Source organism: Veillonella parvula (assembly GCF_032550495.1).
GTDB classification, from domain to species: domain Bacteria; phylum Bacillota; class Negativicutes; order Veillonellales; family Veillonellaceae; genus Veillonella; species Veillonella parvula_G.
Map to the genome: position 1 here is coordinate 415649 of NZ_JAWFZJ010000001.1, position 12273 is coordinate 427921.

General features: G+C 38.1%; 8 protein-coding genes. 6 read left to right on the forward strand and 2 right to left on the reverse strand.

Features of this window, described 5'->3' with window-relative positions:
- Positions 1-37 precede the first annotated feature (37 nt).
- Genes dprA through trmFO form a run of 3 tightly spaced genes read left to right on the forward strand, consistent with a single transcriptional unit; the run spans position 38 to position 4935 of the window.
- Positions 38-1264 carry a DNA-processing protein DprA gene (gene dprA / locus E6X37_RS01975; protein ID WP_316603704.1) on the forward strand — a complete coding sequence of 409 codons (1227 nt, stop codon included), beginning with the start codon at positions 38-40 and terminating at the stop codon, positions 1262-1264.
- Positions 1254-3626, forward strand: a complete 2373-nt coding sequence (gene topA, locus E6X37_RS01980) for a type I DNA topoisomerase (RefSeq protein WP_316603705.1) — start codon at positions 1254-1256, stop codon at positions 3624-3626. The genes dprA and topA overlap by 11 nt, the downstream gene beginning before the upstream one ends.
- Entirely contained in the window at positions 3619-4935 is a 1317-nt protein-coding gene (gene trmFO, locus E6X37_RS01985) for a methylenetetrahydrofolate--tRNA-(uracil(54)-C(5))-methyltransferase (FADH(2)-oxidizing) TrmFO (RefSeq protein WP_316603706.1), read from the forward strand. The genes topA and trmFO overlap by 8 nt, the downstream gene beginning before the upstream one ends.
- 116 nt (positions 4936-5051) lie before the next feature.
- On the opposite strand, the gene lgt is transcribed toward trmFO, so the two are convergent.
- On the reverse strand, positions 5052-5876 hold the full coding sequence (gene lgt / locus E6X37_RS01990; RefSeq protein WP_004695902.1) for a prolipoprotein diacylglyceryl transferase: 825 nt from the start codon (positions 5874-5876) through the stop codon (positions 5052-5054).
- Between the two features lie 156 nt (positions 5877-6032).
- Here lgt and E6X37_RS01995 point away from each other — a divergent pair, with 156 nt between their 5' ends.
- The 3 genes from E6X37_RS01995 (at position 6033) to E6X37_RS02005 (ending at position 10829) form a co-directional block, all read left to right on the forward strand.
- Positions 6033-7715 carry a glycosyl hydrolase family 18 protein gene (locus tag E6X37_RS01995; RefSeq protein ID WP_316603707.1) on the forward strand — a complete coding sequence of 561 codons (1683 nt, stop codon included), beginning with the start codon at positions 6033-6035 and terminating at the stop codon, positions 7713-7715.
- A 90-nt stretch (positions 7716-7805) separates the two neighbouring features.
- Complete coding sequence (gene leuS, locus E6X37_RS02000) at positions 7806-10274, forward strand: leucine--tRNA ligase (RefSeq protein ID WP_302942700.1); 2469 nt, start codon at positions 7806-7808, stop codon at positions 10272-10274.
- Between the two features lie 75 nt (positions 10275-10349).
- On the forward strand, positions 10350-10829 hold the full coding sequence (locus tag E6X37_RS02005) for a deoxycytidylate deaminase (protein ID WP_004695896.1): 480 nt from the start codon (positions 10350-10352) through the stop codon (positions 10827-10829).
- Positions 10830-10989: 160 nt separating this feature from the next.
- Here the strand turns inward: E6X37_RS02005 and E6X37_RS02010 are convergent, their stop codons facing one another.
- Positions 10990-12219, reverse strand: coding sequence for an aminopeptidase (locus E6X37_RS02010; protein ID WP_060919821.1), 1230 nt, complete (start codon positions 12217-12219; stop codon positions 10990-10992).
- Positions 12220-12273: the final 54 nt, after the last annotated feature.

Consider the following 12273-nt stretch of genomic DNA (forward strand, 5'->3'; position numbering starts at 1 on the left):
ATGATTATATACTTAGAAAGAATTACTAGGTGTTTATATGATTAGATACGATGACAATATTTATATTGCAGGATTACAAAGCTTATACAATGTTGGAGCCACATATGTAAGGCGATTTATAGAGGATTTTGGATCCCCTTATAATGCGTGGCAAGCTATTAAGAATGTAGAAAACTTAAAATCTTATACACATATTTCTGCATCTGATAAACGTGCCATTTCAGCATCGGCTAAAGATGAAAAATTAGATTATATTATCCATAAAGTAGACGAATACCAGATGGATTTTACTACCTTTTTAGACAAAGACTTTCCGTCTATTTTAAATCATATATATAATCCGCCAGCCATTTTATTTATGAGAGGTAATCGGGCACTCTTAGATGGACGCTTAAATCGTATTGCTATTGTTGGAGCAAGGAGTTGCTCCTTATATGGTCGGAATGTGGCGAGAATGCTCGGCAAGGAATTAGGTAAATATAGTACCATTATTGTTAGTGGTGGGGCGCGTGGTATAGACTCACATGGTCATGAAGGCCTTCTGGCTAGTCAGGGGTATGGAATCATTGTTATGGGATGTGGTTTAGATATTACCTATCCTCGAGAAAATGCAAAATTATTTGATCGTATATTACAAAATAATGGGTTACTTCTCTCCGAATACCCGCCAGGTACACCGCCGTCCGCAAAACATTTCCCAGCACGGAATCGTATCATTAGTGGATTATGCAGAGGTGTTATCGTAGTGGAGGCCAAGTCTAGTAGTGGTTCTTTAATTACGGCAGATATGGCGGTTAGTGAAGGTCGAGATGTATTTGTGGTACCATGTAATCTATTAGACCATACAGCAGATGGAAATAAATTCTTAATGAAAAATGGTGCATATGTACTTACTGGTTATGAGGATATAGTTGAACAATACCATTTAACAATGCGGGAATATTTTTCTAGTGAACATAAACTTTTACCAACAAATAATAAAGGTAATAAAGGCGTAAAAGCTAGCGTTCAAATAGGGAATCATAGTCAAAGTGTTGATAGAAAAGGGTGCTCTATGTTAAGCTTTAATGTGGATAGGAGTGTAATATTGAATGAAATACCTCATGATCGATGTATTACGGTTAGTGATATTTTGAAAGCGACTCGTATTCCATTACAACAACTACAGCCCTTATTACTAACATTAGAAATGGAAGGGGCTATAGAGAATCATCCGCCGAGAGGCTATATTAATATGACTAGGAGTGATATACTTGTCCATTAAACGATCTATCGTTATTGGCGAGCCGAAAGCAGCTAGTACTAGTAAAGATACAGAAAAGAAAAATACTAAGAAAGAGAGTACTACTATAAAGCGTAAGGTTACTAAAGAAGCCCTTACTCCAATGGGGATTGTACGGGATAAATCTGTACTACAAACTTCTGTGCCACCGGAGCAACGGGAACCTCGCGTATATAATCCGAACGGCAAAGTCTTGGTTATTGTAGAATCTCCTGCTAAATCTAAAACAATTGAAAAATTCTTAGGTCCTAACTATGTGGTAAAAGCAAGTATGGGCCATCTACGAGACTTGCCTAAATCTCAAATGGGCATCGATATAGAGCATGGCTTTACACCGCGCTACAGCAATCTTGTAACTCGTAAAAAGGTTATAGATGAACTCGTTTCCTATGCTGATGAAAGCAGTGCCGTATTGCTTGCAACTGACCCTGACCGCGAAGGGGAAGCCATTTCTTGGCACTTAGCGTACATTCTCAATGTAGATCCTAAGTCTACATGTCGTATTACGTTTAATGAAATCACTAAAAATGCCGTAGCAGAGGCTTTGGAGGCTCCACGTACCATCGATATGAATATGGTAGATGCTCAACAAGCGCGCCGTGTATTAGATCGTATCGTAGGCTATAAATTGAGTCCATTACTTTGGAAAAAAGTATGTAAGGGTCTCAGCGCTGGTCGTGTACAATCTGTAGCAGTTCGACTCATCTGTGAACGAGAGCGCGAAATCCAAGCCTTCGAACCACAAGAATATTGGACTATTAAAGGTAATTTTGAAACACCTAAAAAAGAATCTTTCACAGCGGAGTTGACACATATTAAAGGCGAGAAAATCGATATTACTACTGAAAGCGATGCACAAGCGGTGGTTGATGCTATTGGCGGTGAAGATGCAGTAGTGACAAATATTGAAAAGCGCAAACGTTCTCGTAAAGCGGCACCTCCGTTTACAACATCTACGTTGCAACAAGATGGTGTGCGTAAATTGAACTTTGGTGCTAAGCGTACGATGATGATTGCCCAACATTTATATGAAGGTTTAGAAATTGGCTCCTATGGCCACGTAGGTTTGATTACGTACATGCGTACAGACTCTACGCGTATTTCTAAAGAGATGCAAGTTATGGCTAAGGACTTTATTCTTCGTAACTATGGGGAGGAATATTATCCATCTAAACCAAATGTGTACGGTTCTAAAGGTTCTGCACAAGATGCGCATGAGGCGATTCGTCCTACATCTCTCGAGTTAACACCTAAAATGGTGGAACCATTCTTGAGTCGTGATGAACTTAAGCTATATACGTTGATTTGGAATCGCTTTATGGCGAGCCAAATGGCGCCTCAACAAAATGAATCCACAACGATTGAGTTGAATGTTAAAGATGACTATACCTTTAAAGCAACTGGCTCTCGTGTTATCTTCCCAGGTTTCAGTGCTGTTTATGAAGATGTGAAAAAAGAGGATGCACCTCAATTGCCAGCTCTGAAAAAAAATGATGCTGCCCATACGGTAGAGGTATTGCCTGAACAACATTTTACACAACCACCTCCACGTTACTCCGAGGCGAGTCTCATCAAGACATTAGAAGAACTTGGCATTGGTCGCCCTAGTACTTATGCACCAATTCTAGATACTATCGTAAGCCGTAACTATGTGGAAAATACGAATAAACAATTCGTGCCTACTGAGCTAGGCTTTGTAGTGGTAGACTTCTTGATTACATATTTTGAAAAAATCATCAATACTGGCTTTACCCGTGATTTAGAAGAAGAACTTGATGCTATCGCATCTGGTAAGGATACGTATGTAACAGTATTATCTGATTTCTACGAGGTCTTTGCGCAAGAACTAGAAGATGCAAGTGATGTAGAGCGCATTGAAATTGCATCTATGGAAAGCGATGAGATATGTGAACTTTGCAATAGTCCAATGGTATATAAATTTGGTCGCTATGGTAAGTTCTTAGCATGCTCTAATTTTCCAGAATGTAAAAACACAAAACCTATTACAGTGGGAACTGGGGTAACGTGTCCTAAATGTAAAGAAGGGGAAATCGTAGAACGTAAGTCTCGTCGTGGACGCATTTTCTATGGCTGTAATCGATACCCACAATGTGACTTTACACTATGGGATAAACCAACCCATGATTTCTGTGAAACATGTGGTTCTATAATGGTTGAAAAGACATATAAAAATGGTACAGTTAAAAAATTCTGTTCCAATGAAACTTGTCCGACTCGACCACCAAAGAAAACAAGAAAGAAAAAGAGCGAAGCTAGTGAAGAACCTGTAAAAGAATCTAAAAAGTCTAGTAAAGCTAAAAAAGAGGAAACTACAATTGAATAATAAAAATGTTATTGTTATTGGTGCAGGCCTTGCAGGCTCCGAAGCGGCTTGGCAACTCGCTAACCGAGGTATTCATGTAGACTTATATGAAATGCGCCCTGTGAAGAGTTCTCCGGCGCACCAAACAGATCAATTTGCAGAGCTCGTATGTAGTAACTCGTTGCGCGCTGGTAATATTGAAAATGCGGTAGGCCTTTTGAAAGAAGAAATGCGTCGTTTAGGTTCTATCATTATGGAATGTGCCGATGCAACTGCTGTACCTGCCGGTGGTGCATTAGCCGTTGATCGTCATTTATTTAGTGAAATGGTGACTAAGAAGGTAAAGAGCCATGCTAATATTACAGTTCATCACGAAGAGGTAACTGAGATTCCTACAGAGGGAACTGTTATCTTTGCTTCTGGTCCACTTACGTCTGAAGCATTAGGAGATAAGATTAAAGCCTTAACTGGCGAAACAGGCTTTTACTTCTACGATGCTGCTGCACCTATCGTAACGGCTGAATCTTTAAACTACGATAAAGTTTTTGCTGCTTCTCGTTATGACAAAGGCGATGCGGATTATCTTAACTGTCCTATGACAGAAGAGGAATATAAAACGTTCTGGCATGAGCTTACAACAGCTGAAGCCGTACAGCCAAAGGATTTTGAAAAAGAAATCTACTTTGAAGGCTGTATGCCCGTAGAAATCATGGCAAGCCGTGGTGAAGATACATTACGTTATGGACCATTAAAGCCTGTAGGCTTAGTGGATAAACGTACCAATGAGGAATCTTACGCAGTGGTACAATTGCGTAAGGAAAATAAGGAAGGCACCATGTTTAACTTGGTAGGCTTCCAAACTCATTTAAAATGGGGCGAACAAAAGCGTGTATTCGGTATGATTCCAGGACTCGAAAATGCAGAATTTGTTCGTTATGGTGTTATGCATCGCAATACATATATCAATTCTCCTGAACTATTAAATCACGCATTTCAACTAAAAAAAGAACCACGGCTATTCTTTGCTGGTCAAATGACAGGTGTAGAAGGCTACTTGGAATCTGCTGCTAGCGGTCTCATGGTAGGTCTTCAAGTAGCTCGCTATTTAGAGGAAAAACCGTTTATTGAATTCCCTAAGACGACGGCTATTGGCTCTCTTAGCCACTATATTTCTAACTACGAAGGCTCTAACTTCCAACCAATGAATGTCAACTTTGGCATTATGGAGTCGTGGCCTCAAAAAGTACGTAAGAAAAAAGAAAAAAATGCACTGATTGCAAATCGTGCATTAGAAGAAATTGATGCTCTAAAAGCTAAAGAAAGTTTATAAGAAATAGCCTTATAGAAAATAGGCTTTTAAGAAATAGTTTTATTTCAAAAAATAGTAAAAGTCCTACATTCAATGGTAAAACCAATGAATGCAGGACTTTTCTTTTTATATGTAATTTATTTACGTTTTTTAGTTTTTACTGTTGGTTCTATAGCAACAAGTACCTTTTGATTTTTCTTTTCTAGATAGCCTAGATAGATGAATACACAGATACCGACAATGATAGCTATTAAACTCGTCATTTGAGCAGATTTTAGACCTAGCGTTACGTTTACGTAATCGCCACGTAAGAACTCTAAGAAAAAGCGAGCCGTAGAATAGAGAATGGCATATAGTACGAATACTTGACCCTTAGCATGCTTAAAAGATCCAAATAATAGAAGGGCCACAAAGATAAGAATATCGATTTGACCTTCCCATACTTCGGCAGGCCAAAGCGGTTGATTACCGTAGGTGCGGTATGCAAGGGTACTTTCAGGATAGATAATACCATAATTACCGCCCGTAGGATGACCAAAAGCATCACCGTTTAAGAGGTTTGCCATACGACCTACGGATTGAGCCAAAATCAATGCAGGGGCAAATAAATCGGCAAAAGCCCAAAAGTCAATCTTGTTTTTACGAAGATACCAATAGCCCGCAATTGTGCCTAGTACTACGCCACCTTGAATGGCCATGCCTCCTTGCCAAACAAAGGGAATTTCCAATAAATGATTACCGTAATAATCCCAATCAAAGAAAAAGACATCCCATAGGCGAGCACCGATGAGACCAGCTACGGCAACAGTAATGGAAAAGTCGATGATGTGTTCATGCCATCCGCGACCATCCTTTTTCAAAAGTACATAGGCAACAGAGGCACCACAGATGATAGCCAAAGCTAACATGGTACCATAGGCTCTAATAGGGAAGTCCCCTATGAAAAATAAATATTGATGCATACAAAACTCCTTATGTGATAATTTTTATTAGTACATAGATTAAATTATAAATTACATATATCCTTCGTGCAAGAAAAGAGATGAACTATATATAATATGGTATAATATAGAAATTGGTATTGTATCCCAGTATGGGACCTAGAATTAGGAGAGTACATGATTCGTAAATCTACTATTATAAAATCGTTAACGGCTTTAGTAATGTCCGCATTATCAAGTACATTCGTACATGCAGAAGTATTGGTTCCATTAGATCAATTTTTAGCTAATACTACACGTCATTACGAAGCAAATCAATATAAAACATCATATACCGTGTATGTTCCACAAAGTGAATTACAAGGTGATAAGGTTGTTTTAAATCCTACATCCGTAGGTGAACCTGTTAAATTGCCCATTACCAAAAAAGATGGTCTATCCTATGTAGATATTGAGTCTGAACCAGCTATGCTGGGTGTTAGTTATACAAAAAATAATGGTCAACTTATTTTAGGCCCTGCACCAGAAGCATCTACGGTGAAAGCGCCTTATACATTGCAAACACCATTGGCGTGGGCTTTTGATCCATGGACAGCGGAGGGCGCTCCATATCAGGCAAAACTCAATACGAGTGGTGATAATATCATTTCTCCAAGTTGGTTTAAATTACATAGCTTAGGTTTAGAAGCAAGTCCAAATATTAATATTGATTATGTGAAAGCGTATAAGAATAAAGGCTATCATATTTGGCCGTTGATTACTAATCGGTTTGACTCTAATTTTACAAGTGGTATTTTGGCGGACCAATCGGTATGGAAGAAATTTGCTCATAATCTTGTTCAATATGCCTATATATATGGGTTTGATGGTTATAACTTTGACTTTGAAAACATCGATTATGCTGACCGCAATCGTTTAACAACATTTGTATCATATTTGTCTAATCATTTACATCAATATAATATTAAAACTTCTATCGATGTGACCGGGTATTCTGATAGTCCAGAATGGTCATTAGTGTATAACCGCAAAGCTTTGGCAGATACTGTCGACTATGTAGTTCTTATGGCATATGACGAAACTTGGGCTAAGAGTACTACTGCAGGTCCTGTTGCAAGTTATCCTTGGGTTCGTAGCCATACAGAAAGAATGCTCTCTGAAGTTCCTTCTCAAAAGCTAATATTAGGGGTACCATTCTATATGCGCTTATGGCATGATACAAATGGTTATGCTAAGGGTGAAACACTGGCTATGAAAAATACAGGGAATTACTTTGCTAATTACAGAGATAAAATGACTTGGGACGATCGATTAAAGTTATACTATTTATCTATTCCAACAGCTTCTGGTTCAGATCGTATTTGGTTTGAAGATAATACATCGTTAGGCTTAAAACTTGATCTGGTAAAAGAATTACACCTTGGTGGGTTTGCAGCATGGCGTAAAGGGTTTGAAGATATTTCTACGATTACTATGATTCAAGAAAAAGACTTAGGACGTGGTATTCCTAAATCTCCTACAGCAGTTGTTCCTGAACCTGTAGTTCAAGAAGCTAAACCATTAACAAAGCTTGAACAATACAAATTACGCTTAGAAGAAAAAGAAAAAGAAAAAGCAGCTAAAGCGGAAGCAAAACGGAAAGCTAAAGAAGAGAAAGAAGCTGCTAAACGCAAAGCAAAAGAAGAAGTTGAAAAAGTAAAAGCTGAGAAAAAACGCTTAGAAGAAGAGGCTAAAGCTAGAAAAGAACACAATAAACAAACTGTTAAAGAGCAAAATGATTTATATACTAGTCATAGTTCTGATCAAAATACAAGCCCTAAAAATGATTTAATAAAAACTATTCAAGTCGTAAAACGCTAGTGTTTGACTGCTTTTACAGTACGTAGTAAAATAAAAATATTAATTATAAAATGGCAACCTATGAGGTTGACCATATGAGGAGGCCCCTACATGAACGAAAAGTATGTAGCCCAAGATATTGAAAAAAAGTGGCAACAGTATTGGGAAGATAACCATACATTTAAAACAGAATATGATGAATCTAAAGAAAAATACTATGTATTAGAAATGTTCCCGTACCCATCTGGTAACTTACACATGGGTCACGTGCGTAACTATTCCATCGGTGACGTAGTAGCTCGTTTCAAAAAAATGAAGGGCTTCAACGTGTTGCATCCAATGGGCTGGGACTCCTTTGGTATGCCTGCTGAAAATGCGGCTATCAAACATGGTATTGCACCTAAAACATGGACTCTTGATAATATCGAGAACATGAAATTACAACAAAAAGCTCTTGGTTTATCCTACGATTGGGACCGTGAAGTAGCGACTTGCAAAGAAGATTACTATAAATGGACTCAATGGTTCTTCCAACAATTTTATAAAAAAGGCTTAGCGTACAAAAAAGAAGCTAAAGTAAACTGGTGTGAAACTTGTCATACTGTATTGGCAAACGAACAAGTCATCGATGGTGCTTGCTGGCGCTGTGATAACCCAGTTGAGAAAAAAGACTTGTCTCAATGGTTCTTGCGCATCACTGAATATGCAGATCGCTTGTTAACTGATTTGGATACTCTTGATCACTGGCCACAACGCGTTAAATTGATGCAAAAGAATTGGATTGGCCGCTCAGAAGGTACGGAGTTTTCCTTTGAAGTACCGTCTATTAATGAACGTGTATCTGTGTATACGACCCGTGTAGATACAATTTATGGCGTAAGCTATGTAGTACTGGCTCCTGAACATCCATATGTAGAACGCATTATTGAAAACGCTCCTAATAAAGCTGAATTAGAAGCTTTTATTACACGTATGCGGAATATGAGCGATATCGACCGTACATCTACAGAGGCACCTAAAGAAGGTATGTTCACAGGCTCTTATGCAGTAAACCCTATGTCTGGCGAACAAGTACCGGTTTGGATTGCTAACTATGTATTAGTAGACTACGGTACAGGCGCTGTAATGGGTTCTCCTGCACATGATGAACGTGACTGGGAATTTGCTCATAAATACGATTTGCCAATTAAACAGGTTGTAGCTTGTGAAGGCGAAGAATATAGCCTTGAAAAATGGCAAGAATGGTACCATGAAGATGGCATTCTAGTTAACTCTGGCGATTATAACGGCCAAACATCTGCAGAGGCTCGTAAAAATATTACAGCTGCTCTTAATGAACGCGGTATTGGTGAAGGTAAAGTAAACTTCCGCCTTCGTGACTGGTTGATTTCTCGTCAACGTTACTGGGGCGTGCCAATTCCTGTAGTATATTGTGAAAAATGTGGTGAACAACTCGTTCCTGAAGAAGAGTTGCCAGTACGCTTGCCAGAGAATGTTAAATTTGAATCTGGTGCCGTATCTCCATTAGCTACATCTGAAAGCTTCCTAAATACTACATGTCCTAAGTGTGGTGGCCCTGCACGTCGTGAAACAGACACGATGGACACATTTATCGATTCCTCTTGGTACTTCTTGCGCTATACAGATGCTAAAAATGACCAAGCTTCATTCGATAAAAAAATTGCTAATTACTGGATGAATGTTGACCAATACATCGGCGGTATTGAACATGCTATCTTGCATTTATTGTACTCTCGATTCTTTGTGAAAGTTATTCACGATTTAGGCCTTATCGATGCAAATGAACCATTCCGTGGCTTGTTGACACAGGGTATGGTTCTTAAAGAAGGCAGTAAAATGTCTAAATCCAAAGGTAATGTAGTTTCTCCTGAAGAAATTATCAATACCTATGGTGCTGATACTGCTCGCTTGTTCATTCTATTTGCAGCTCCTGTAGATCGTGACCTTGATTGGTCTGACCAAGGTGTTGAAGGTTCCTATCGTTTCTTAGGCCGTGTATGGCGTATTGTTGATGCGTACAACGAAGAGTCTAAGAAAAATGTAACTGGTGATCTTACAAAAGACGAATTCGGATTGCGTCGTGAATTACACCGTGTTATCAAAAAGGTTACGGAAGACTTAGATAATAATTTCAACTTTAATACAGCGATTTCTGCCATCATGGAACTTGTAAATGCTATGTATGCTCATAAGGATAAAGCAGAAACAATCAATAGTGCATTAGCTAATGAATTGACACATTCCTTATTGCTTCTTTTAGCGCCATTTGTGCCTCATATTACAGAAGAATTGTGGCATGAATTGGGTGAAACTACATCCATTCACACAGAAAAATGGCCTGTATATGAAGAATCCGCTCTCGTTGTAGACGAAGTAGAAGTAGTCTTGCAAGTAAATGGTAAAGTTCGTGATAAACTTACTGTTTCCGTAAATATTACAAAAGAAGAATTAGAAACATTGGCCAAAGAATCTAGCCGTGTTCAAGAATTTATAGAAGGTAAGTATATCGTAAAAGTTATTTACGTACCTGGTAAACTTGTAAATATCGTTGTTAAATAAGGATATTCTATTTGTTTAATATTGTAAGCCCCCAACTACATAGGTAGAAGGGGGCTTATTTTAAGTGAGGTAATTATGGCAAAACGTAGCGATTATATTTCCTGGGATGAATACTTCATGGGTGTTGCCATTTTGGCAGCACAACGTTCTAAGGATCCAAATACACAAGTTGGTGCATGTATTGTTAGTAATGATAATAAAATCTTGTCCATTGGTTATAATGGTATGCCTTTGAATTGCAGTGATGATGATTTCACATGGGAACGTGATACAGCTGATGATAACAAATATTTCTATACTGTACATAGCGAACTCAATGCAATCTTAAATTATCGTGGCGGTTCTCTAGAGGGCTCTAAAATATATGTAACGCTTTTCCCATGTAATGAATGTGCGAAAGCCATCATTCAAAGTGGTATTAAAGCCGTTATCTATCGCGATGATCTCTATAAGGATACAAAAGAAGTAAAAGCATCCAAACGGATGTTGAAAACCGCAGGTGTAGACATTATTGAATACAAATCTACAGGCCGCACATTGAATATTACATTGTGATATAATAATTTTTTACCACTTATAAGAACCCCTATATACAAGCGTATATAGGGGCTCTTTTATATGTAGTTTTCTATTATAAATTGATATCAACCAGATCCGTTAGATTGAACGTACAGTTTTTACTATCATCCAATGTAGGATTACACTGTAGTCATGTTTATACTTGTAAACGGCCATCAATCATAATGTCTACTTCTTGGCCATCACGAGTGTAGCCTTTAATATTCATATGTTCATGACCAATCATAAAGTCTACATGTGTTAAGGAGTAGTTAAGGCCACGTTCTTTTAATTCTTCTTCAGATAAACCATCACTATTTTTGAGGCATGTAGGATAAGATGCACCAATCGCTAAATGGCAGGATGCATTTTCATCAAACAATGTTTCGTAGAAAATTTGGTTAGATTGGCTAATTGGGCTGAAGTGGTCCACCAAAGCAACTTCGCCGAGGTAGTGGGAGCCTTCATCGGTTTCTATTAACTCTTTTAATACTTCATAACCTTCTTTTGCAGTATAATCAACGATTTTACCTTCTTTGAAAGTAAAGGAGAAATCAGAAATAGTATTGCCATGGTAAATTAAAGGTTTTGTGCTGTATACAATACCATTAACACCATTATATTGGGGTGCGGAGAAAACTTCCTCTGTAGGAATATTGGCATTAAAAATAGTGCCATCCTTTGAAGATTCTTCACCACCTAGCCATATATGACCTTCTGGTAATTCTAATAAGAGGTCAGTACCATTTTTACAAGTATAACGCAATGCCTTTAAGTCTAATTTATTCAATGCTTCACAGCGGTGACGCAATTTTGCCATGTGATGACGATATGTGTCTTTCGGTTCTACACCTTCAATGCGGCAAAGTTTTAATAGGGTAGCCCATAGTTGTTCAATTTTCTCTTCATCTGTACCTTCATAGCCAAGTAAATCTGCCCATAGAACCGTTGGTACAGAAGCAACGCACCATGTAACAGAGGAGTTCATAATCGCTGTATGGTAGAAGGATAAAGCTTTATTTAAGTTACGAGATTGTAGTGAAATACGATTTGTTGGAATACCTTCTAACGCTTTTGGGTTCGCACTAATCAAAGATAAGAAAGCGGCCTTATCATCGATGTATTGCTTGTAGAATTCAGGTATCCAGTTAGCCGGTCTTTCTAATACAGATTCCTTAGCATGTAATAAACGTTGACGAGCGATTGGAGAACATCTCCAGTTGAGGACAACCTCTTTGGCACCTAATTCATATGCTTCTTCTGTGACGATAACTGCAAAGTCTTTGTTTTCCACATCTACAGAAATAACAAGAGTTTGATCTTCTTGTAAATTTACGCCATATTTTAACAAGGTATGTGCATATTTTTTTAATATTTCTTGATTCATTGTATCTCCTTATATTCGACATCAATTATGAAACTCCTGCTGGTGTGACCAATA